Genomic DNA, 23,984 nt, shown 5'->3' on the forward strand with positions numbered 1-23,984 from the left:
GCTCCCGTACGGTCTGCCCTGACCTCAGGTGATATCCACCCGGACGCCGATCCAGGCGATGGCCACGCTTCCGGCAATCGCACCGCCCCGCAGCCGCATCGCCGGTCTGGCGGAGCGTCAGCTGCCGTGCTAGCAAGGGGCGTTACCGGTTCTCCCCCCACCAGAAAGGGAAATCCGTGTCCGTCTCATCCACCACCCTCGGGAGACGTTTCCGCCGGATCGCCGCCCAACTGGCGGTCGTCGCGGCGGTTGTCGCGGGAATCGCCGTCGTGCCGGCGCTCTCGGCGTCGGCGTCGGTCGGCGCGTATGTCTGGGGTACCGACGGCGACAATCTCAACGTCCGGGCCTCGGCTTCCACCACCGCCGCGGTCGTGGCTTCGCTCGCGGCCGGTCAGTCGGTCACGATCGACTGCCAGACCACCGGGCCCACGGTCAACGGCACGAGTGTCTGGGACCACTTGCCCGCTTACGGCGGGTATGCCACCGACGCCTACCTCTACACCGGGTACGACGGCTTCGACCCCGGCCTTCCGCGCTGCGGGGGCAGTACACCGCCGAGCGGTACGGGCGCGGCGGTGGTCTCCACCGCGCAGGCGCAGGTGGGCAACGGCCCCGGTAAGTACACCGGCGCTGCGGGCGTCAGCTCCGACACCAACTGGTGCTCGCTGTTCGTGACATGGGTCTGGCGGCAGAACGGCGTACCCGCGCCCTACGACATCTACAGCGGCGACCTGTTCTACTGGAGCCTCAACCGCGGGCAGGCGCACTACGGCACCTCCGGGATGAAGCCGGGCGACGCGGTGTTCTTCGGCGACGGACCGCAGCCGCAGAGCGGCAGTTACGTGCCGAGCGTGCACGTCGGGATCGTCAAGTCCGTGAACGGCAACGGCACGATCAACACGGTCGAGGGCAACTACTGGCTCGGCGGCGTCAGCCAGGTCTACGCGCCCGCCGCCTTCGACCCGACGGTGCCCCGCTCGGACGTCGGTGTCGTCTACGGCTACGCCCACCCGGCGTGATCGCGGTGAAGCGCGCCCTGCTGGCGGCGGCGTCCGCCGTGTTCCTCGTCCTCCTCGCGCCGGCGGTCCCGGCGTCGGCGTCGGTCGGCGCGTATGTCTGGGGTACCGACGGCGACAATCTCAACGTCCGCGCCTCGGCCTCCACCACCGCCACCGTTGTGGCTTCGCTCGCGGCCGGTCAGTCGGTCACGATCGACTGCCAGACCACCGGGCCCACGGTCAACGGCACGAGTGTCTGGGACCACTTGCCCGCTTACGGCGGGTATGCGACCGACGCCTACCTCTACACCGGGTACGACGGCTTTGACCCCGACCTCCCGCGCTGCGGCGGCAGTACACCGCCCGGGGCCAGCGCGCCGGTGAACACCGACGGGTTCGACATGTCGGGGCTCAATCCCGGCACCGTCGACTTCACCGCCGCGGCGCAGCGTTACGGATTCGCCGACTTCAAGGCGAGCCAGGGCGATTACCTCACGGACAGCAGATTCGCCGAACGGGTCGCCGCGGCCAAGGGCAAGATGATCATCCAGGCGTACCACTTCTTCGACCCGCGCGACAACGGCGCCTCGCAGGCGAACTACCTGGCCGACGTGCTGGCCGGCGTCGGTTACCGGGTGCCGGACAAGCGGACCCTGCCGGTCATGGCGGACCTGGAGCCGAACTACTGCTCCGGTGACCTCCCGCCGAGCCAGCGGGAGAGCAACTGCGACTCCACCCGGCTGGCGCTGCCGTTCTGCTGGATCGCCGACAGCGCGTCGAGCACGCTGAACGCCCGGGTCGCGGACTTCGTGTCCACGGTGACGAGCCGGACCGGCGCGCCGCCGATGATCTACACCAACGCCGACATGACCGGCAGTTGCGGCCTGGACACCGGGCCGCTGCACAGCCTGAAACTGGTCGCGCCGTCATGGAACGGCCAGCCGCAGGCCGTTGCCGCCTCGCTCGGCTGGAGCACCTACACCTTCACCCAGACCGGCCCCTACACCACGGTGCCGGGCGGGGTGGGCGCACTGCCCGACTCCTACCACGGCACCACCGCCTCCCTCGCGTCCCTCGCCGACAACTGACCCCCGGCGAGCCGTCCGTGGCGGACCCGCGCGGGTCCGCCACGGCGGCGGAGCGCCCCCGAGGGCTATGCGCCGTCGTGGCCCTCGGCGAGGAGGCCGGACAGCAATACGTCGAGGACGCCGGGGAATTCGTCCCGGCGGCGTCCGCCCGGCGGCTGGGCCGCGGCCACGCGGGCCAGGGCGGGGAGCCGGTCCGGGGCGATGCGGGCGACCGCCTGCTGCCTCTGGGTGGGCTGCCGGGGCGACTGCAAGGGATGGCTGTCGAGCAGCTCGCCGATGGTCAGGTGCCAGCAGCCGTTGAAGGCGCGCATCGCCCGGGCCGGTGACAGCCCGGCGGCGAGGAAGTCGGCCAGGCAGGCGTCGGTGAACGCGAAGGCGGTCTCCGCGACCATCTCACCGCGGATGAGGATGTGCAGGACCCACACGTGGTCGGCCATATAGGCGTGCGCCGACAGCCAGCGGCGGCGCAGCCGCGCTCGGGGCGTGCGGCCGGGCACCTTGACGGGGAGGCCTTCGGCGATCTGCTCCAGGATCGCCAGGAGCAGCGCGTCCCGGTCGGCGACGTGCCGGTACAGCGAGGCCGGCGCGGTGTTCAGCTCCGCCGCGACCGCCCGCATCGTCAGCGCCTCCAGGCCCTCTTCCTCGATCAGCCGCCGGCCCGCGGTGGCGATCGCCGCCGGGGTCAGCCCCGGTCGCGGCCGGCGCCGCCCGTACCTGCCGGCGGCCGGCTCGTCGTGGGCATCGGCTGCGGGGCCGGCGCCGGCGGTCACAGCATGTCGCATCGTCCCATGGTGTCACCTGCCCGAGCTGCGCCTCTCGACACGCCCCGGAAGTAAGGTTTACCTTACGCGAACAACGTACGCATCGCGAGCGTGAGCGTGAGCGCGAGTGAGCCGAGTGGAGGTCCGATGAGCGACCAGCAGCCCGCGGAGAACCGGTCGAGGCCGGCAGAGCCCGACGGCCCCGGGGCGCCTCCGCCGGAACGTACGAAGGCGGGCGCCGAAACGGTGGGCACGGACGGCGCGGTGGCCGACGCGCCGCTCCCCGCCGGGACTCCCCGGCACGCCGGACTGGTCCTGGCCACGGTGTGCCTGTGCCAGGCGATGGTGGTCCTCGACATCAGCGTCGTGAACGTCGCCCTGCCGTCGATCGCCACCGATCTCGGCTTCTCGCAAGGGTCGTTGTCGTGGGTCGTGAACGCCTACACCCTCGTCTTCGGCGGGCTGCTCCTCTTCGGCGGGCGCATCGCGGACCTGGTCGGCCATCGCCGGGCGATGCTGGCCGGCCTCGGCCTGTTCGCTCTCGCCTCGGTCCTGGGCGGGCTGGCGCAAAGCCCGGGGGAGCTGATAGCGGCGCGCGCCGGACAGGGCCTGGCCGGCGCGGTACTGGCCCCGGTGAGCCTGACGGTGATCATGGTGACCTTTCCCGAGGGGCCGGTCCGCAACCGCGCGGTCGGCATCTGGGCGATGGTCGCCGCCGGCGGCAGCGCGCTCGGGGTGCTGCTCGGCGGGCTGCTCACCGACCTGCTGGACTGGCGCTGGGTGCTGTTCGTCAACGTGCCCATCGTGGCCGTCGCCGCGCCCCTCGCCCTGCGGAGCATCAGCGGGACCCGCTTGCTCGTACGGCGGCGGCTCGACGTGCCGGGGGCGCTGCTGGGCACGGGCGGCATCACGTTGCTGGTCTACGCCATGGTGCAGGCCGGCGAACACGGCTGGACCTCTCGCGGCACCCTCGCCGGGCTCGTATCCGCCGCCGCCCTCGTCGCCGCGTTCCTGGCGTGGGAGCGGTGGGGCACCCGGGAGCCGCTGGTCCGGCTGGGCATCTTCGCCGTGCGCACCGTCTGGGTCGCCAACGCGGTGGTCGTGTTCATCGGCGCCGCCACCGTGGCCGGGTTCTACTTCACCTCGCTGTTCCTCCAGGGCGTCCTGCACTACAGCCCCGTCAAAGCCGGTGCGGCGTTCCTCCCCTTCTGCTTCGGCATCGTCGTCGGCGCCCGGTTCAGCAGCGTCGCCGCCGCCCGCTTCGGCGGCCGTACCACCATCTCCTGCGGTCTCGTGCTCGGCGCGGTCGGCATGCTGCTGTTCAGCCGGTTGCACGCCGGCTCGACGTTCCTGTCCGGCTTCCTGCTGCCCTCCGTGCTGGCCTCGATCGGCATCGGCGCCAGCGTGGTGGCCAACACCACCATGGGCACCTCCGGTGTGGCGCACCACGAAGCCGGACTCGTGAGCGGCCTGCTCAACACCAGCCGCCAGTGCGGCGGAAGCATCGGCCTGGCGGTCCTGTCCACCGTCGCCGTCGCCACCTCCCACGGCTCGGGGCAGGGCGACACGCCGCAGGCGATCGTGCACGGCTACGACCGGGCGTTCCAGGTCACCGCGCTGCTCGTGCTCGCCGCCGCGGTCCTGGCCGCGCTGTTCACCCCCGGCGCTCGCCCGCGGGGCGCGGGCACGGCCGGCGGGCGCAGCACCACATCCATGTGAGCGACGGCGACGAGGCCACCCGCACCATCATCCACACCCTTGCTTAATGGAAATGAAAACGGTTATCGTATCGGAGGTCGCCGGGTCAGCGAGGCACACCCCGACCAGCGTGTCCGGCAGCGGTGACGGGCTGCCGGTTCCGGACGCGCCGCCAGGAGTCATCCGCCATCCGGACGTTCACGTCCTCAGGACCGAAAGGGACGACCCATGAAAACCGCTCTCGGCAGGACGCGCGGAGCACGCAGCCGCCGGCACGCGACGCTCCTCGGCGCGATCGCGGGCGGCAGCGTCCTGCTGCTCACCCTGGCCACCGGCCCCGCCCAGGCGGCGGGCACGGCCGGCACCATCGACATCGGCCACGTCGACGGCCTGCACGTCGCGCTGAACGAGGACGGCGACCAACTGGTCCTCGGGAGCAACGTGGACGAGGACGACTACCTGCCCGGGTCCGGCTTCGAGGCCGGCTACTACCCCGGCTCGGAGGTGGACGCCTCCCACGGCACCCCGGAGTACGACTTCACCGTGCCGGCGGCGAACTTCGACTACGAGCCGACCGCGTACCCGGACACCTGGGTGCTGCCCGCGGACGAGCCGCCGAGCTTCGGCACCGACCCGATCCTCTACCTCGGCATAGCCGGCACAGGCGAGGACCTGCCGGCGCACGGCACGTCGGGCCCGGACGTGGCGTACAGCCTGTTCAACGGCCTGAGCACGACGGACCACATCACGTTCGACATCTCGTTGGTGAGCGCCCCGGCCGGCGGGGCCTCGGACATCCCGAGCGCCGACGTGCTGGGCGCCGATGAGTGGGGGCTCACCTTCGACCTCGGCGGCAGCGCGACCGAGCCGATCCACCACCACTTCGACTGGACCTTCAGCCACGCCGGCGTCTACACGTTCGCCGTCACCGCGTCGAGCGACAACGCCGCGGTGGCCGACTCGGCGCCGGTGGTCTACCAGTTCACCGTCGAGAGCTGACAGCCGCGCGGTGGGGCCCGGTCCCGGATCCCGGCCCGGACCAGGACCGGGCCCCATCGCGCGCGGCGCATCCCGCCACGTACCGCCCCGCGCGTCCGATCCGTGTCCGGTCGGCCATCTCCCCCTGGGACGAAGCAGATGATCTCCCGCCTCCTCTCCCGCCTTCCCTCCCGCACCGGTCTCTCCGGTCTCTCCGGTCTCTCCTGCGCCGCGATCACCGCGCTTCTGGCCGCCGCCCTGGTGGCCACGGGGGCGCCGCCCGCGGCGGCTGCCGGCAGCCCGGCGGTGCTGTCCGCGGGGAACATCGCGCTGACCCCGAAGCTGTCGGGGATCAGCGCGGACGGCACGGACTTCGACTCCTTCGCGCTGGGGCTGCTGGACAAGACCGGCACGTACGCCGGTCAGACGTGGCACTCCGCCACCGACACGGTGCTGCACCTCGGGGCCGGTGAGTACGACGCCGGCACCGGGACCTGGTCCACGCCCGCGAAGGTCGACGACGTGGCCGCGTACACGACCGGAGAGCACGCGCGGGTCCTGTTCGGCCTGGACGTGGCCGGGGCCAAGGACGGCATGAACTACCCGGACAAGGGGGCGATCGCGGGCAGCCCGCAGCCGTCCTTCACGCTGAAGGGCGCCACCGTGCCCGACGGCGGCCGGTTCCGGCTGACGGGCCCGACCGGGACGACGGCGTGGGACACCGCGCTGCCGGCCGGCAGCGGGGCGCAGACCCCGCAGCCGGTGCCCTACCTGAACGGCGCGACCTACCGGGCGACCTCGTTCACGGCCCCCGGCACGTACTGCCTGACGGTGTCCGCGACGATGACCTCGAAGGGCAGCGCCCAGGCGCGGACGGCGTCGGCGGCCTTCACGGTGGTCGTCGGCGACCTGCCGGACAACGTCACCATGTGCGACCAGCCCAGCGGCGACGACGGCGGTGACGACGGGGGTGACGACGGCGGCCAGGGCGGTGACGGCGGCGGCGACCCCGGCCGCCCCATGGTGCTGGCCCAGGGCCACCTGGACACCCGCGCCTGGCTGAACGCCGAGGGCGACGGGCTCGACGTGGGGATCGTCCCCGGCATCGGCGATCCGTCCGTCGACGGGAAGTTCGTCGATTCCAGCGACTTCGTGCTGACGGGCCTGCTGCCGGGAACGGTGCCCGCGGCGACGGCCAACGCCGACTACGGCTTCCTCGGCGACCCCGGCACCCCCTACTGGTACTGGCCGGAGGCGCAGGCGTCCGGGTACCTGTGGCCGGGATTCAGCACGGAGAACTGGAACCGCGCCCAACTCGGCGGCAGCCGTACGGTCAACCTCACCTTGTCCGGCGTCGACGGACCCGGCGACGTCGTGGTCTACCGCAGCGGCGCCACACCGCTGGACATCCTCTACGACACCAAGTGGGGGACCCCGGCGTCGTATTCGTTCTTCGTGCCGGCCCACGTCCACGCCTACTGGGCCTTCAGCGCGCAGGGCCGCTACTGCCTCAACATGAACGCGTCGACCGAACTGGCCGACGGCTCCTGGGTCCGCGGCTCGGGGATGCTGACGGTGTGGGTCGGCGACACGGCCGAGGCGAAGAACGTGACCCCGTGCGACAGGGACACCTCCGTGACGCCGCCGGTGGACACCCTTCCCCCGGTCGCACCGGTACCGTCCCCCTCCGCGGTCCTCTTCGCCGGCGACAGCGGGGAGTTGGACCTCACCCCGGAGTTCACGGCGGACGGCACCGCCGACGTGCCCGCGTACGTGCACACCTCGCTGCCGGCCGCGGGGGAGTACCGCGACCTGGACGACATGGTCGTCTCGTACGACCACACCGTCCGCGACGACGTGTGGCAGCCCAACTCCTACCAGGTCGTCGACCTGTCCACCGACCGGCTCCCGTGGGGCAGCACCGACGGGCCGGTGACGGTGTCAATCGGCGACGTGAAAGGCCCCGGGAAAGCCGCCTTCCGGGTGTCCACCGGGGAGAACGTCCAGGCCAGCGACGTGAGTTCGCGGACGCAGCAGTCGAGCATGAAGCAGCCCCTCGCCCTGCTGGTGTCGAAGGCCGGCGTCTACTGCGTCCCGCTCACCTTCTCCATGACGCAGGCGGGCCGGAGTTCGCCGGTGAGCGTGACCAGGACGCTGACGGTCGTGGGCGGGAGCACCGATCCCGCCGACAGCTCCTACATCGACCGCTCGAAGATCACCACCTGCTCGCGCGGGCAGCAGCCGTTCGGCGTGGACGACTCCGCGGGCGGCGGGGACGAGCCGGAGTGGAACGTCCCCAACGGGTCGCTGACCGACTCGGGCGCGGTGATCCTCAACGACGGCCATGTCGACGTCGCGAGCAAGGTGGACGGCGGCACGCTGGAGACGTGGGTGAAGGACACGACCGAGTCCTCCGACGCCCGCTACCACCCGCTGACCGGGAGCAACTCCCTGTCCAGTGGTGAGCGCGACAGCACGAACAACGGGAACGGCGCGGTCTTCCAGCTCCTTCCGGGCTCGAAGACCACCGTTCCGGCGGCTTCGCAGTACGCCTTCCTGGGCGCCGCCGGCTCACCGCTCTGGCAGGTCTCGGAGACCCAGCAGGAGGGCCTGCTGTGGCCGGGCTGGTCGACCGAGGAGATCCCGCTCACGGCCACCAGGACCGGTGTGGACTGGACGCTGGACATGGTGGCGGGGCCGGGCGAGTTCGCGCTGTACACCTCCAGCCCCACCGAACTGAACGGCGTGGACGTCCTGTTCGACACGCGTGACGGCGTCACGGCGGCCGACTCGTACACGATCCCGCGGAACGCGCACGTACACGGGTCGTGGGCGTTCAGCGCCGAGGGCACCTACTGCCTCGCCTTCACCCGGTCCACGACCCTCGCGTCGGGTGCCAGGGCCACCGACGACTTCACGCTGGCGGTCGCCGTCGGAGAGGTCGACGTGCAGAAGGTCGACCCGGGCGCGTGCTTCACCGGCACGGGCGAGCCCGGTACGCAGGACGTCACCCCGGTGCCGGACTCCCAGCTGACCGACGCCACCTCGGGCGGTGTGCAGGTGCTGGGCGACCAGAACGGCTTCTCCCCCGGCCAACTGGTCACCGTGCAGGTGGGCAAGGAGTACCAGGGCCAGTGGGTGTCGGTGTGGCTCCACCCGGACCCCACCTGGCTCGGCTGGGCGCAGGTCGGCAGCTCCGGGGCGGTCCAGGTGCGGCTGCCCGCGGACGCGGCACCGGGCGGGCACAAGCTGGTGGTCAAGAACGGGACGGGACAACTGCTCGGGTGGGACGCGCTCTCGCTGGTCGCACCCCCGGACACCGGCGGCGGAGGGGACGGCGGCAGCCCGGGCGGCCCGCCGGACCCGGGACCGCCGGCCTGCAAGGCCACCGCGACGGTCATCGGCTCGGGGCACCTGGACTACTCGGCGCAGGTGATCGACGGGAAGCTGCAGTCGCTCATCGGCGACAGCTCGTCGGGCGCCGAGGTCTTCCGCGAGCCGTCCAAGACGGTGCTGTGGCTCAAACCGTCGAGCAAGGTGACGCTGCCGGCCGGATTCGAGCAGATCGGGACCGCCGGGTCGAGCGTGTACATGGTGCCGCAGACGCAGAACGCGGACCTGATCTGGCTGGGCTGGTCCACCGAGACGCTCAACGGCGGCAAGGTGTCCGGGCCGGTGACCTGGCAGCTCACCGACGTGGACGGCCCGGGCACGGCGAAGGTGTTCCTCAACGGCGAGTTCGGCGGGGTGCAGTCCCTGGTCTTCGACGGGGTGAGCACCTATCGCATCCCCCTGGGCGTCCACGCGCACGCCAACTGGGCCTTCAGCAAGCAGGGCGTCTACCGGCTGCACTTCACCCAGACCGCCACGCTCGCCGGCGGTGGCAGGTCCTCCGACAGCGAGGTGCTGACCATCGTGGTCGGCGACATCGACCCGGCCACCGCTGTGCCCGGCGGCAAGCAGTGCACCGGCGCGACCCCGCCCGCCGACACCGGGGGCACGTCCACGGGAGTGTCGGACGGCGGGGCGAAGGACCCCGGGGCGACCGGCACAGCGGCCCGGTGCACCCCGGCGAGGACGACCGTCATCTCGGCCGGGCACCTGGACTACGGCGCGCACATCGTCGGCGGGAAGCTGGAGTCGCTGATCGGCGACGACTCCTCGGGGACCCGGGTCTACCGGGAGCCCTCCCGGACCGTGCTGTGGCTCAAACCGGCCGCCAAGGTGACGCTGCCAGCCGGATTCGGGCAGGTCGGACCGGCCGGCTCGACGGTGTGGCAGGTGCCGCAGACGCAGGACATGGGCCTGATCTGGCTCGGCTGGTCCACCGAACTGCTCAACGCCGGTAACGCGGCGGGCCCCGTGACCTGGAAGCTGACGGCGATCGACGGCCCGGGCACGGTGAAGGTGTACACAACCGGCTCGTTCGGCGGCGTGCAGTCCCTGGTCCTCGACGGGGTGAGCAGCTATCGCATCCCCCTGGGCGTCCACGCGCACGCCAACTGGGCCTTCAGCAGGCAGGGCGTCTACCGGCTGCACTTCACCCAGAGCGTCACCCTGAAGAACGGGAAGACCTCCTCCGACAGCGAGGTGCTGACCCTCGCGGTCGGCGACGTCGACCCGGCAAAGGTGACCACCGGCACGTCCGGCTGCGGGGTGGTGTCCACCGCCGCCCGGACGGGCGACGACACGCTCGCCGACGCGCAGAAGGCCGCCGAGCAGTTGCAGGCACAGGCCGACCGCGCCGCCGCGGGCCGACTGCCGGGCCGCGGGACGCCGGCCCTCGGCACCGGCGGGACGTCCGCGGCATCGGGCCGCGGGCCGGTACCGCTGCTCCTGGGCATCCTGGGCGGGCTGCTGCTGCTCGGAGCCGCCGGCGGCGGGGCGCTGTGGCGGCGGCGCCGGAAGTGGGAGGGCGCCGCACGCCAGGCGCCAGCCGCGCCATGAGGCGCCGCGAGCGGGCGGCCCGCGGGAAGGTCCCCACGGGCCGCCGGGCCCGGCCCTTTCTCAAGGCACTGGCAGCGGTCACGGCGGCGGTCGCGCTGCTGGCGGGGTGCACGGCCCGGCCGCTGCTGGAGCCCGGTACCGGGCGCCTCCAGGTGATCACCACCACCGGCATCCTCGCCGACCTGGTCAGGAACGTCGGCGGGGACCGGGTGGACGTGGCCTCGATCGTGCCGGACGGCGCGGACCCGCACACGTACGAACCGACGCTGCGGGACGCCCGCAACGTGGTCTACGCCGATGTCGCGTTCTCCAACTACGCCCTGCTGGAGGAGCACAACGTCATCAAGACCCTCGACGCCAACCTGTCGAAGGACGCGGCGGACGTGTCGCTGGTGGAGGAGTCGGCGAAATACGCGGCCGAGCTGATCCCCCTGGTGGAGAACGTCCACCTGGACACCGTCTGGCTGGGCCTGCGCGCCGAGGGAAGCGGTGCGCAGTACGGTGCCGACCGCGGCTCGGACGTCCTCATCCAGGCCACCGGCGCCACCGGGCCGGGGAACGTCTACGCCTACCTCACCGGCACGTTCGGCGACACCGACGTCTACTTCGACTCCTCCGACGGCTTCGACGCCGGCAGCGGGTACCGCGACGACACCGCCACCCTGCCGGCCGAGGCGCACACCCACCTGTCCTGGGCGTTCACCGAGCCGGGCGTCTACACGCTCACCCTGCGGGCCCGGCTGAAGGTCGACGACACCGCGCCCCCGGTCGACCTCGGACAGGCCACGTACACCTTCGCGGTCGGGGTGAACCCCCATGAGGCCGGCATCCCCGGTGCGACCGTCCTCGACGAGGGGCACGCGGACCTCACCGCGGACCTGGACGGCGGCGGCATGGACGTGCGGTACGACCCGGGCGGCGGCGGTGAGTTCACCCAGAAGCGCTACCGGGCCGACCAGGTCGTCATCGACGTGCCGAACAAGGCCGTCGAGGAGATACCCGGCGACTCCCAGTACCGCTTCCTGGGCCGTCCGGGCCACCAGGTCTACCAGCTCGCCCAGGCGGTGCTCGGCAAGCACGTGCACGGCGAGATCGACCCCCACCTGTGGCAGAACGTCCGCAACGTCGAGGCGTACGTGAAACTCATCCGCGACACCCTGATCGCCAAGGACCCCTCAGGCGCCGCCGGCTACCGGGCCCGCACCGCCGCCTACCTCGACCGGCTCGACGGGCTGGACCGGTATGTGCGCGGCACGGTGGCGAAGATCCCGCCGGCCGACCGGAACCTCGTCACCACCCACGACGCCTTCGCGTACCTCGCTCAGGCGTACGGCGTGACCGTGGCCGGTTTCGTCACTCCCAACCCGGCCGCCGAGCCGTCCCTGGCCGACCGCCGCCGGCTGGCCGACACCATCCGCAACCTCCACGTCAAGGCCGTCTTCCTGGAGCCGAACCTCAGGTCGCGCTCCTCCGAGCTGACCCAGGTCGCGGCCGAGGCGCACATCAGGGTCTGCCCGATCTACGGCGACACGTTCGACTCCCGGGCGCCCAGCTATGTGCAGATGATGCGCTTCAACGCGGACTCCCTGCTCGCATGCCTCGGCACCTGACCCGACCCGCACCGACGCCCACGCCTGCACCCGCGCCCGCGCCGGGCACCTCCGACCACCACCGAAAGGCACCGTGATGCGCGCCGCCGCCACCGCCGCCCCGCACCGCAGCCGCCCGCGCCTGCCGGCCCTCGCCGCGGCTGCGCTGCTCGCCCTCGCCGCGGCCCTGACCCCCGCCGTCGCCCGGGCGGACGGCCCGGGCGGCGACCCCGGCCTCGACCAGACGATCGACGCGGGCGAGCCCATCACCCACGGGAACCACGTGATCGGCACCGGACACGTGGACATGGGCCCCAAGTTCGACGGCGGAGCCTGGAAGTTCCTCATCCACGACGACGCCCACAAGGCCGACGCCGACGCCGCCAGCGTGTGGCGCTACCCCGACGAGACCGTGCTGCGCGTCGTCGACGCCGCGAAGCTGAAGGTCCCGGACAGCTCCGCCTATTCCTTCGTCGGAGCGGCACCCGGCAGCACGGTGTGGGTCGTCCCCGAGACCCAGAACCCCGGCGTGGTCTGGGCCGGCTGGAACACCCAGGACCCCGCGGTCATGAGCAGGCTCGACCGGGGCGCCACCTTCTCCGTCACCGGCGTCCAGGGCCCGGGCGTCCTCACGGTGTACCTGCAGTCCGGCGACTTCGGCGCCCCGCAGGTGCTGTGGGACTCCCGAAAGAAGGGAGCTCAGCCGATCTGGGTGGACACCAACACCCACACCCACGCCAACTGGGTCTTCACCGAGCCCGGCGTCTACCTCGTCCGTATGGCCGCGTCGGCGACGCTGAAGGACGGCACCAAGGTCTCCGACACCGAGCTGGTGCGGTTCGCCGTCGGCACCGGCACGTCCACCGGCGCGGCGCTGGCCGCGACCTGGAAGGGCCCGGCCCCGACCGCGCCCGCCGCCACCTCCCCGGCGCCGGCCGGCACCCCGGTGACCGCGCCGGCGACGGCGCCCCGGCCCGCGGCCACCACCGGCACGGGCCGGGACGACACCCTGGTCCGGCTCCTGGTCGGCGCGATCGTGGTGGTCGCGCTCGCCCTCGTCGCGGGCTTCACCCTCGTTGCGGTACGCGGCAACCGCGCCAAGCGGCGTGCCCTGGCCGCCCGCACCGCGGCCGGGGCGGACGGCGGTGCCGAGCAGTGACCGGTTCGCCCGCCACCCCGGCCCTCGCTGTGGACGGCGTGTCCGTGGACCTCGCGGGCGCCACCGTGCTCACGGGCGTCGACCTGCGCGTCGACCGCGGTGAGCTGGTCGGCCTCATCGGCCCCAACGGCGCCGGCAAGACCACCCTGATCCGTACCGTCCTCGGCCTGCTGCGCCCGGTGTCCGGGCAGGTCCGCATCGACGGCCGGCGCACCCGCCCCGGACGTACCCCGATCGGATACGTGCCCCAGCGCCACGACTTCGCCTGGGATTTCCCGCTGTCGGTGGCGCACACGGTCATGACCGGCCTGACCGGCAGTCTCGGCCTGTTCCGCCGGCCGGGAGCGGCCCACTGGGAGGCGGTGGCCGAGGCCCTGGACCGGGTACGGATGACGCCGCTGGCCGACCGGCCCGTCGGGCAGCTGTCCGGCGGGCAGCGCCAACGCGTGCTCGTCGCCAGGGCGCTCGCCCTGCGGCCGGGGCTGCTGCTCCTCGACGAGCCGTTCACCGGGCTCGACATGCCCACCCAGGAGCTGCTGGCGGAGCTGTTCACCGGCCTTGCCCACGAGGGCCGGGCCGTCCTCATGACCACGCACGACATCCTCTCCGCTCTCGACGGATGCGACCGGCTCGCCCTGCTCAACCGCACCGTGGTCGCCACCGGGCCGCCGGCCCGGCTCGCGGCGGATCCGGCCGCGTGGACATCGACGTTCGGGGCGAGCGAGAACTCCGCCCTGCTGCGCATCCTGAAAGCCGCCACCCTGACATGACCCCCGTGGAATTCCTCACCGACCTGTTCAACCCGGACCTCGCCTTCCTCCCCAAGGCACTGGCCGTCGCCGTCATGTCGTCGATCGTGTGCGGCGTCGTCGGCACCTATGTCGTGCTGCGCGGGATGGCCTTCATCGGCGACGCCGTCTCCCACGCCGTCTTCCCCGGGCTGGCGTTCGCCTTCGTCCTGGAGGGCGACCTGGTGCTCGGCGGCACCCTGGCCGGGGTGGCGACCGCCGTCCTCGTCGCGGTGTTCTCGCAGAACCGGCGCCTCAACGAGAGCTCAGTCATCGGGGTGTTCTTCGTGGCCGCCTTCGCCCTGGGCGTGGTCGTCATCTCGCAGGCACCCGGATACGCCGGCAGCCTCGAACAGTTCCTGTTCGGCTCCATCACCGGCATCCCGACGTCCGACCTCGTCACCGACGGCGTCACCGGAGTCGTCATCCTGGCGGTGCTCTTCGCCCTGCACAAAGAGCTCGTCACCATCTCCCTGGACCGCGAGTCGGCCCGCGCCATGGGAGTTGCGGTCTTCTGGCTCGACCTCGTCCTGTACGTCCTGGTCACCCTCGCGGTCGTCATCAGCGTGCAGACCATCGGCAACATCCTCGTGCTGGCCCTGCTGGTCACGCCGGCGGCCACCGCGCGTCTGCTCACCGACAGGATCGGCGTCATGATGGCGCTCTCCCCGGCCATCGGCACGCTGGGCGCCCTGGCCGGCCTGTACATCTCGTGGGGCTGGGACCTGCCCACCGGCGGCACCATCGTTCTCGTCCTGACCGCCGGTTTCCTCGCGGCCTGGTTCCTCGCCCCCCGGCAGGGCCTGATCGTGAAGGCATGGCGGCGGCTTGACCGCTGACGCCGACGGGCGCCCCGGCAATGTTCGGCTTTGTCTTTATGCGACTGAAGCGGTGCGGGTGGTGGCTCCGATTCACCACGGATTTCTACAGTGTTGCCGCAGTGTTCCGGCGCAGTGCACACACCACCTTGGCGGGTCCGTCCATTCAGGCTGGCGCGGCCTGGTTCCGCGCCACCGGCAACTGACCCCCGTGAGAAGGGAAGAGTCGTGAACGGACAAGGAACCGAATCCCCCCGTAAAAGTACCCGAAGTGATAGGGCGTCGGCACCCCGCCGGCGATCGATCCGCCGCACCATTGTCAGCGCCCTGGCCGCGCTGACGCTGATTCCGGCCGCCGCCGTCAGTTTCGCCTCACCGGCCAGCGCGTCCACCAGCGGGTTCAAGGGCATGAACTGGGCCGTGCTGGGCGACAACTTCAGCACCAGCCCGCTCGTGCTGCGGGGCCTGAGCTCGTCCGACAGCTACGCCACCGTGAAGGCCAAGGCCACCTCGCTGTACAACGCCATGGGCTCCATGGGCGTCAACACCGTGCGGCTGCCGGTCAACGCGTCCACGGTCGGGGGATCGTGGTGGAGCAGCTACCGGGGCGCCATAGACGCGGCTACGGACAAGGGATGGAAAGTCATCCTCGGCTACTGGGAGGACCAGAACGCCTCCGGCGGCAAGATCACGAACGTGAGCGCGTGGAACTCGATGTGGACCACCGTGATCAACGCCTACGGCGGCAACAGCAACGTCTACCTTGAACCGATGAACGAGCCGCACGGTTACTCGTCGGCGGACTGGCGGAATCTCGCGGCGAGTTGGCTCACCACGCACACCGGCGCCAACAAGAGCCGGGTACTCATCAGCGGTACCGGCTACAGCCAGGACCTGCGTGATCTGTGCGGTGACAGCCGCTTCAACTCCACGCTGTTCTCGTTCCACACCTACGCGTTCTTTTACAGCGCGATGACGGAATCCGCGTGGGAGAGCAACATCAATACCCGGCTCGGGAGTTGTGCGAACCGCGCGGTCATGACGGAATACGGCGCGGTGATGGACAGCGGCCTCAACTACGGGGACGCGAACAGCACCGACAACTTCGTGCGGTACATGGTCGCCGTCTCGCACGTCCAGCGCAACAACAGCATGGGCGGCGTGTACTGGCCGGCCCTGGGTGGGAAGCCGGGCCCCAACGGCTACGACCCCTACTCGATGTTCTCCATGGGCGGCAGCGGCACGGCGCTCACCCTGACCGTCCGCAACACCTCCGGCCGGGACCGCGTCCGGTACGGCTGGGGCTTCTGATCGGACGGCACGGACACACGAAGGCGCGGGTGCACCCCTCGCGAGGGGGGTGTGCCGGCGGCCAGAGGCAGGATTGTTAGCGCTAACACTCCTGCCCGCCAAGGAACCGGCCCAGTCGACCACCACGAGACCAGGAGTGGATCACCATGCACAAGCTTCCCGCCCGGCGCGCACGCGCCGTAGCCCTCGCGCTGAGCACCGCAGCCGCCCTGATCAGCGTCACCAACACGGCGGCGCACGCCGCGGGCCAGGGCCCGTGCGACATCTTCGCTTCCAACGGCACCCCCTGCGTCGCCGCGCACAGCACCACCCGGGCGCTCTACGGGGCGTACAACGGGCCGCTGTACCAGGTCAGGCGCTCCTCGGACAACACCACGACCAGCATCTACCCGGTCAGCGCCGGCAGTTACGCGAACTCGGCCGCACAGGACTCCTTCTGCTCGGGCACGTCCTGCGTGATCACCAAGATCTACGACCAGTCCAGCAAGCACAACGACCTCACGCAGGCGCCGGCGGGCGGCGCGGCGGGCGGTCCCGACACCCTGGCGACCGCGAACAAGGCGCCGGTCCACCTCAACGGCCACAAGGTCTACGGGCTGTACATCGCGCCCGGCATGGGCTACCGCGACAACAGCACGTCGGGTATCGCGACCGGCGACGCGGCCGAGGGCGAATACGCGGTCCTGGACGGCTGGCACACCAACAACGGCTGCTGCTTCGACTACGGCAACGCCGAGACCAACAACAAGGACAACGGCGCCGGCCACATGGAGGCCATCTACTTCGGCTCCAACAAGTCCTGGGGCTGGGGCGCCGGGAACGGCCCGTGGGTCATGGCCGACATGGAGAACGGCCTGTTCTCCGGGCCCAACAAGGGCTACAACTCCGCCGACCCCACCATCGCCGACCAGTTCACCACCGCCATGCTCTTCGGCCAGGCGAACCACTGGAAGATCCTCACCGGCAACGCGCAGTCCGGCGGCCTGTCGACGGCGGGGATCTGGGCGCGCCCCTCGGGCTACAACCCGATGCACAAGGAGGGGGCGATCATCCTCGGCATCGGCGGTGACAACAGCAAGAGCGGTGACGGCACCTTCTACGAAGGCGTGATGACGGCCGGCTACCCGACCGACGCGGCCCAGGACGCCGTGCAGGCCGACATCGTCGCCGCGAAGTACACGAGCTAGCCCTTCCGGCGGGTCCGTTCACCACCGGGGTGGCTGTCCTGCTCCGGTGGTGGACGGCTCGTCGTCCGGCCGCGGCTTCCGGGGGCCGTCGTGCTCGCGGCTCCGCCTGTGCGGCGCGGGCGGCCATAAGGGTGAGTTATGGCGGCTCTTCGGGCTGCGCCCGGGTCCGGGGCGCCGGGCGGGCGGGGACGGTGGTTTCGTGGGGGTGCTCCGCCGGCGCCGCGCCCGTGCGGGGGTGGCATGGCGTGGCGGCCCGCCGGCCTCGGGGCGCCGTACCGCGGGAGCCGACCGAACAGCGCCTACCGTCATGCGAGGACCTATGAGCGACACACACGCGGACCGGGAGAACGGCTCCTACGACGTCATCGTGCTGGGGGCCGGCCCGGTCGGGCAGAACGTCGCCGACCGGGCCCGTGCGGCGGGGCTCGGCGTCGCCGTGGTGGAGCGGGAACTCGTCGGCGGCGAATGCTCCTACTGGGCCTGCGTCCCCAGCAAGGCGCTGCTCCGGCCGGTCATCGCCGTCGCCGACGCGCGCCGCGTGGACGGGGCGCGGGAGGCCGTCACCGGCCGCCTCGGCACCGGCGGCGTCTTCGGCCGTCGCAACCGCTACGTCACCGACTGGGACGACAGCGGGCAGGCCGCGTTCGTGACGTCCCTCGGGGCCGACCTCTTCCGCGGCCTGGGCCGGCTCGACGGCCCCCGCCGGGTCACGGTCACCGGGGACGACGGCACGACCCACCACCTCACCGCCCGGCACGCGGTGGCCCTCGCCACCGGCAGCCGGCCGGTGCTGCCCGACATCCCCGGCATGGCGGAGGCCCGCCCCTGGACGAACCGGCAGGGGACCGACTCCAGCACCGTGCCCGCCCGGCTGGCCGTCGTCGGCGGCGGCGGGGTGGGCGTCGAGATGGCCACGCTCTGGCAGGGCCTCGGCTCCCAGGTGTCGCTGCTCGCCCGCCGCCCGCTGCTGCCGCGGATGGAGCCCTTCGCGGGCGAACTCGTCGCGGACGGCCTCGCCAAGGCGGGCGCGGACGTACGGATCGGCGCGGAGGTGGCAGCGCTGCACCGCCCGGACCCGCGCGGACCGGTCACCCTCACCCTCGCCGACGGCAGCCGACTGGAGGCGGACGAGGTCATGTTCGCCACCGGCCGCGCCCCGCGCACCGACGACATCGGCCTGGAGACCGTCGGCCTCACCCCGGGCTCCTGGCTGGACGTCGACACCACCTGCCTGGTCGCGGGGGTCGAGGGGGCATGGCTGTACGCGGTGGGCGACGTCAACCACCGGGCGCTGCTCACCCACCAGGGCAAGTACCAGGGCCGCACCGCGGGCGACGCGATGGCCGCCCGGGCGGCCGGCCGGCCGCTGGACGACGCCCCCTGGGGCGACCACGCCACCACCGCCGACCAGCACGCCGTGCCGCAGGTCTTCTTCACCGACCCCGAGGCCGCCGCCGTGGGCCTGAGCGCGGAGCAGGCGGTACGCGCCGGCCACCGGACCAAGAGCGTCGACGTCGACTTCACCGCCGCGCAGGGCGCCAACCTCTACGCCGACGGCTACCGCGGCAAGGCGCGCATGGTGGTGGACCTCGACCGCGAGGTGCTGCTCGGAGTGACCTTCGTCGGCCCGGGCGTCAGCGAGCTCCTGCACTCCGCGACGGTGGCGGTCGCCGCGGAGGTCCCCCTCAAGCGGCTCCGGCACGCGATCGCCTGCTTCCCGACCGTCAGCGAGATCTGGCTCTTCCTGCTCGCCGCTTACGAGCGCGGCTGAGCTCCGCGCGCCATCGGGCTGCGGCTGCGGGCGGCGGTTGCTGCGGCTGCGGGTGCGGGGTTGCGGGCGGCGGGTGCGGGCACGGGCGCGGGCGTGTCGGGCGTGCGGGCAGCCGGCTGCGGGGCGCCTCGCGCCGGGAGGTAGCCTGCGCGGGTGAGTATGCGTGCCGGCGACGCGGCGCTGAGCGGGCCGGAGCCGCCGCAGCGGCTCGTGGCCGGGGCCGGCCGGCCCTCGGTGCCGCTGCCGCGGCGGTTCGCGGTATCCCGCCTCGACGTGGCCGACGGTCTGGTGCGGCTGACGGCGCGTGACTCCCGGGTGATCACCGCGACGCCCGGCCAGCTCACGGTGTGGAGCCAGCTGCTCCAGGAACCGGCCAACCCGGACTACGAAGCCCAGTTCGAGGCGGAGTTCCTCGACCGGCCGGCCCGCCCGGCGGACGACACGACCGACCCGGAGCTGCTACTTCCCGCCGTCGACGCCGTGTTCGGCCCGATCGTGCCGCACGCGCCCTCGGCGTTCGGCACGACCGCCGAGATCGCCGACATCCGGCCCGCGGTCTCCGCGGTGCCCTGCGTGCCGTGCGAGGTCACGCTGGAGTTCGACTCGATGAGCCGCCGGCGAATCCTCGAACTGCTGCCTGCCGTCCACGCGTTGCTGGCCGACCTGCCCTTGCTGTGGGATCGCGCGCTGACGTACCTGTGGGAGCAGGGCACCGACGACGATCGCGCGGCCACCGGCCCCGCCGACTTCCGCGCCGCGTTCCGCCTCATGGGCGTGGTGGTCTACCACTCCGGCGATTTCGGCCTCGATCTCGACGACGCCGGCAAGGAGTTCGTCGAGGACGGCTACTGGGCCCGCATCAACTTCCGCGCCGACGGGTCACCGGCCGAACTCGTCATGATGGCCTGAGCGTTCCCGCGATCCCGTTGGGCGTGGCCCGGCGCGACAAGCATCGCGCAGCAGCTCCGACCGGCCGCGGCGGATCACCACCGCCGGGTGATCGCCAACCGCTGCCGTCACCGGCCGTACACTGAACGTAGCGGCCGTGCGCGGGAGTTCATATGCGCGCGGTCCGCTCCCGGCGCCTGCGGTGCCGCCAACGGGCCACGCGTGTATACGCGTTCCTACGCGTTGTGCGCAAGTGAGCGTCTAGAGTGAAGATCTCGGCGGCTGAGTACGGTTCAGGGGGTGGGAATCCGGTGACGGTCGAGTTGCCTGCGAGCCCGAAGCCGTTCGTGAACCGCGAGGAGGAGCAGGCGCGGGCCGGCGCCGCGGTGCGGGAGGGCGTGCAGCGCGGCGAGCTGGTCGTGCTGTCGCTGAGCGGCCCGCCCGGCGTGGGCAAGAGCGAGCTGGCGTACCGCATCGGGCGCAACCTCCACGCCGAGGGGGACTTTCCCCATGTGCTGTGCGTCGACCTCGACGACTACCGGGGCCCTGACGGCTGGCTGGACACCGGCGACGTGCTGACGCAGCTGCTGGAGTCGCTGGGCGTCGAACCCGCAAGCGTCAAGGGGGCGTTCGGGGCGCGGCGCCGGCAGTACCGGGCGGTGACGTCGCAGAGCCGGGTCGTCGTCGTGCTGGACAACGCCCGGTACGGCTCCGAGGTGGCCGACCTGCTGCCCTCGTCCGCGGGCGCGGTGATCGTGACGAGCGGCCGTCCGCTGCACGACCTCGACGGCGGCGCGCGGGAGGACCTGCCGGTCCGGCCGCTGGCGGCGGGCGCGGCACGGGAGCTGCTGGAGGGCATCGTCACCGACGGGCGCTTCGCCGCCGACCCCGAGGCGACCGAGGCGCTGCTGCAGCTGTGCGAGGGCTCGCCCTCCGCGCTGCGGATCGCCGCGTGCACGGTGAGCCGGCACGGGCTGCGCCCGTTGGCGCGGCTGCTGGACGAGGTGCAGGGCGTCCTGGACGAGAAGATCGCCCCGGTCGTCGAGCAGGTCCTGGACGTCGGCTACGCCGAGCTGTCGCCGCAGGGCGCCGAGCTCTACCGGCTGTTGTCCGTCCACCCGGGCCCGACGTTCACCCGGGACTCCGCGGCGGCGCTGCTGGCCCAGGGCGTGGACGCCTGCGAGGCGGGCCTGGAGGAGCTGCACGCCGAGGGGTTAGCGGATCTCCGCCCGGCGTTCATGGAGCCCGGCGCGCGGCTGCGGCTCTCGCAGGCCCAACGCGCCCACGCCCGCCGCAAGTCGGAGGCGGCCGAGGGCGAACGGGCGCGTGCGCAAAGGCGGTTCCTTGACTGGGAGGTACGCCAGTGGCAGCGCAGCGACCTGCTGATCGCCGGCGACCGGCTCCGCGTCCAGCCGCTCGCCGGCGAGACCCCGGGCGGGCCGGACGTCGCGTTCGCCGACCCCGGGACCGCGGGGAGCGACCAGGAGCGGGCCGCGCGCCTGCGCCGGCTCGTGCGCTGGCAGTACGAGGACCGGCACGTCATGTTCGCGTCCGTGCGGCTGGCGCACGCCCTCGGCGCGGACGCCGCGAGCGTCGCCCTGTGCGAGTGCGCGTGGACGTACGCGCAGGACCACCCGCCCAAGGCGGACCTGCTCGACGTCTTCGGGCTGGGGCGGGAGTCCGCGACCCGGGCCGGCGACGTCCGCGGGATCGTCCGGATGACCTGCCAACTGGCCCGCTGGCTCTGGGAGTCGGACATCCCCGCCGCCGAGGCCGAGATGCACGCGGCGTTCGCCGCCGCCCGCGGCCTCGGGCACGAGGAGCTGGACACCAAACTGCGGGCCTCCGCACTGGAGTTCCTCGGGATGCTGGAGGCGAAGAAGGGCGACCGGGCCTCGGCCGCCGACCTCTACACCGAGTCCCGCGCCCTGCACGAGTCGATCGGCAACGCGTACGGCGTACTGCTCCAGAACTACCGGCTGGGCCAGACGATGAGCCAGGCCCGGAAGTTCGACGAGGCCGAGGACCTGCTGGCGCGGGCGCACGCGTCGGCCGCGGCCCTGAAGCGGGAGCGGATGACGGCGCGGACCGGTTTCGCGCTCGGGCAGGTGCTGTCCGAGCTGGGCCGTACGGACGAGGCGCGGCGGCTGTTCCAGGAGTCGCTGGACAGCGCCCGCCGCCGCGAGTCCGAGTTCGACCAGGCCCGGGTCCATGACGCCTTCGCCGGGCTTGAGGAGCGGGCCGGGGACGGCGCGGAAGCCACCCGGCAACGTGCCTCGGCGGCGGCGCTCCGGCAGCGCAACGGGCTGCTCTAGACCGGGCGTTCGGCCTCGGCGGGCTCAGCAGGCGCCAGCGTGGCCCGGAAGGAGTCGTTGCCGAGCCGGCAGGTGACGGTGCCGGCCTTGAGGGGCTTGCGCAGGTCGCCGGAGGCCGCGTGGACGGCCGACAGCAGCGCGGCCGGGTCGGTGCGGACGATCCGGCCGTCCCGCAGCCGGGGAGCGGGGCGCAGCGCCCAGAGGGTGTCGTCGCCGCGGCGGCGCAGGAGGCACGCGCCGTCCGGGAGTATCACGGCGGCGGTGGCGCACCCGGCGTACTCGGCCAGGGCGAACGCGGTCCACGCCCCGGCGGTCCAGCCCTCCTGGTACGGGCCCGGCGCCGGCGGGTCGGCCCGCCGGTAGAGCAGGCCCGCGGTGCGGACGAAGTGCTCGGCGGTGGCGCCGTGTTGGACGGCCAGGTGGTGCCCGGCGGGTCCGAGGCCGGCGGGTATCCGCTGCACGCGGACGGCCGACGGCTCGGACCGGACGTGGACGTCGAAGGCGGCCGGGACCCGGGCGGGCGGCGCCGGGCGCGGCAGCAGCCTCGGGCGTACCGGGTCCGGAAGCGGCGCGAGGCCGAGCAGCGCGTACAGCTCCTCCCGGAGCCGGGCCAGGGAGCGGCCCTGCTCGGCGAAGGCGGCGCGTACCGCGCGGCGGGCGGTGTGCCGGTCGTAGCCGGCGGCTTCGGACAGGTCGGTGGCCCGGCTCAGCCGGGGCGCGGCGGAGAGGAGGACGTCGATGGGGCTGCCGGGGATCAACTCACGGCCCCCGGCGTAGGCGTTGACGACCGGGCGGTCGCCGAGGGCGGCGAAGTACAGGGCGGCGGAGCCGTGGTCGGTGACCAGCACATCCGCGGCGACGAGCACGGACGCCCACTCCTCGTGGCCGGCCGGGAGCATCATGCCGGCGGAAATCGCGGGGGCGAGCCGTTCGGCGAGCTCGAACTCGCCCAGCAGGCTGCGTTCGTTGGGGTGCACGATCAGGGCGAGCTGGTGGGTGTCGACCGGCAGCTGCGCGGCCAGCTCGGCGGGAAGACCCGGGCGCCGGCGCAGCAGTGACTCCGGCCCCCACGTGGAGGCGAGCACCACCAACTGCCGGGAGCCCGTGCCCATCGCGCGGCGGTAGTCGTCACGGAGCGGGCGGGAGGCCAGCAGGCGGTCCAGCGTCGGGTCGCCGACGACCGTGGCCCGGGGGCTCGCGCCGGGCAACGCCGCGCGCAACTGGTCGACTTGGGCGGGGTGGGCGAGCGCGTGCAGGACGAGGCGTTCGTCAGCCGGGCACAGATACGCCGGGTCGAGCCCCGAGGCCCAGTTGGCGGTGCCCTCCGCCGGGATCGCCTTGCCGTAGCCGGCGCCGTGCGGGAGCAACACGCGGTCGCCGCACAGGAGTTGCAGCTCGCCCTTGGGGCTGGCGGTGAGGATCAGGTCGTACCGGCGCTCGCAGGCCTCCTGCCACGGCACCGTCCGCCCGCCGGCCGTGGTGACCGCGGCGAGCGCGTCGGTACCGAATTCCGAGCCGGGCACGAGGGTGAACCGGCGGGAGATGCGTGCGTCGCCCTCGAACACCGGCAGGACGTCCAGCAAGCGGTACATGGCCACGTCCGACCGCGCGGCAAGCAGGACAGTCCTGTCCGCCCGTCGCCCGTCGCCCGTCGCCCGTCGCCCGTCGCCCGTCGCCCGTCGCCCGTC

General features: G+C 72.7%; 15 protein-coding genes and 1 pseudogene. 14 read left to right on the top strand and 2 right to left on the bottom strand.

Going from position 1 to position 23,984, the window contains the following annotated elements:
* Positions 1 to 176: 176 nt before the first annotated feature.
* Both HCN08_RS33305 and HCN08_RS36800 read left to right on the top strand, forming a co-directional pair.
* Complete coding sequence (locus HCN08_RS33305; protein ID WP_167987066.1) at positions 177 to 1,019, top strand: CHAP domain-containing protein; 843 nt, start codon at positions 177 to 179, stop codon at positions 1,017 to 1,019.
* Positions 1,016 to 2,086: a GH25 family lysozyme gene (locus HCN08_RS36800; RefSeq protein WP_167987067.1), complete on the top strand. Its 1,071-nt coding sequence runs from the start codon at positions 1,016 to 1,018 to the stop codon at positions 2,084 to 2,086. Before HCN08_RS33305 ends, HCN08_RS36800 begins: the two co-directional genes overlap by 4 nt.
* Positions 2,087 to 2,151: 65 nt before the next feature.
* Here HCN08_RS36800 and HCN08_RS33315 read toward each other — a convergent pair whose 3' ends face one another.
* The gene (locus HCN08_RS33315; RefSeq protein WP_167987068.1) at positions 2,152 to 2,868 is read right to left on the bottom strand and encodes a TetR/AcrR family transcriptional regulator; all 717 of its coding nucleotides are present in this window, start codon (positions 2,866 to 2,868) and stop codon (positions 2,152 to 2,154) included.
* A 126-nt stretch (positions 2,869 to 2,994) separates the two neighbouring features.
* Between HCN08_RS33315 and HCN08_RS33320 the strand changes: the two genes are divergently transcribed.
* The 12 genes and pseudogenes from HCN08_RS33320 (at position 2,995) to HCN08_RS33375 (ending at position 22,296) form a co-directional block, all read left to right on the top strand.
* On the top strand, positions 2,995 to 4,566 hold the full coding sequence (locus HCN08_RS33320) for an MFS transporter (protein WP_167987069.1): 1,572 nt from the start codon (positions 2,995 to 2,997) through the stop codon (positions 4,564 to 4,566).
* Positions 4,567 to 4,773: 207 nt separating this feature from the next.
* The gene (locus HCN08_RS33325; RefSeq protein ID WP_167987070.1) at positions 4,774 to 5,544 is read left to right on the top strand and encodes a hypothetical protein; all 771 of its coding nucleotides are present in this window, start codon (positions 4,774 to 4,776) and stop codon (positions 5,542 to 5,544) included.
* A 138-nt stretch (positions 5,545 to 5,682) separates the two neighbouring features.
* Positions 5,683 to 10,470, top strand: coding sequence for a TIGR03773 family transporter-associated surface protein (locus tag HCN08_RS33330; RefSeq protein WP_167987071.1), 4,788 nt, complete (start codon positions 5,683 to 5,685; stop codon positions 10,468 to 10,470).
* Entirely contained in the window at positions 10,467 to 12,080 is a 1,614-nt protein-coding gene (locus HCN08_RS33335) for an anchored repeat ABC transporter, substrate-binding protein (protein WP_167987072.1), read from the top strand. The genes HCN08_RS33330 and HCN08_RS33335 overlap by 4 nt, the downstream gene beginning before the upstream one ends.
* Before the next feature lie 76 nt (positions 12,081 to 12,156).
* Complete coding sequence (locus HCN08_RS33340) at positions 12,157 to 13,218, top strand: choice-of-anchor M domain-containing protein (RefSeq protein ID WP_167987073.1); 1,062 nt, start codon at positions 12,157 to 12,159, stop codon at positions 13,216 to 13,218.
* Complete coding sequence (locus HCN08_RS33345; RefSeq protein WP_322974832.1) at positions 13,215 to 13,988, top strand: anchored repeat-type ABC transporter ATP-binding subunit; 774 nt, start codon at positions 13,215 to 13,217, stop codon at positions 13,986 to 13,988. Before HCN08_RS33340 ends, HCN08_RS33345 begins: the two co-directional genes overlap by 4 nt.
* A complete protein-coding gene (locus HCN08_RS33350) occupies positions 13,985 to 14,845 on the top strand; it encodes an anchored repeat-type ABC transporter permease subunit (protein WP_167987074.1) in 861 nt (286 codons plus the stop codon). Before HCN08_RS33345 ends, HCN08_RS33350 begins: the two co-directional genes overlap by 4 nt.
* Before the next feature lie 387 nt (positions 14,846 to 15,232).
* On the top strand, positions 15,233 to 16,135 hold the full coding sequence (locus tag HCN08_RS33355) for a glycoside hydrolase family 5 protein (protein WP_206319553.1): 903 nt from the start codon (positions 15,233 to 15,235) through the stop codon (positions 16,133 to 16,135).
* 146 nt (positions 16,136 to 16,281) lie between these two features.
* Positions 16,282 to 17,319 (top strand): annotated as a pseudogene (locus HCN08_RS33360) (arabinofuranosidase catalytic domain-containing protein); the annotation flags it as partial.
* 322 nt (positions 17,320 to 17,641) lie between these two features.
* On the top strand, positions 17,642 to 19,093 hold the full coding sequence (locus HCN08_RS33365; RefSeq protein ID WP_206319554.1) for a dihydrolipoyl dehydrogenase family protein: 1,452 nt from the start codon (positions 17,642 to 17,644) through the stop codon (positions 19,091 to 19,093).
* A gap of 153 nt (positions 19,094 to 19,246) precedes the next feature.
* Positions 19,247 to 20,002 (top strand): hypothetical protein, encoded by a 756-nt coding sequence (locus HCN08_RS33370; protein ID WP_167987078.1) that lies wholly within the window; start codon positions 19,247 to 19,249, stop codon positions 20,000 to 20,002.
* Positions 20,003 to 20,292: 290 nt separating this feature from the next.
* Complete coding sequence (locus HCN08_RS33375) at positions 20,293 to 22,296, top strand: tetratricopeptide repeat protein (protein WP_167987079.1); 2,004 nt, start codon at positions 20,293 to 20,295, stop codon at positions 22,294 to 22,296.
* Here HCN08_RS33375 and HCN08_RS33380 read toward each other — a convergent pair.
* A complete protein-coding gene (locus tag HCN08_RS33380; protein ID WP_206319555.1) occupies positions 22,293 to 23,888 on the bottom strand; it encodes a translation initiation factor 2 in 1,596 nt (531 codons plus the stop codon). The two genes, HCN08_RS33375 and HCN08_RS33380, sit on opposite strands and share 4 nt — an antisense overlap.
* Between the last annotated feature and the right edge of the window lie 96 nt (positions 23,889 to 23,984).

This window comes from Actinacidiphila epipremni, assembly GCF_012034175.1.
GTDB lineage: Bacteria > Actinomycetota > Actinomycetes > Streptomycetales > Streptomycetaceae > Actinacidiphila > Actinacidiphila epipremni.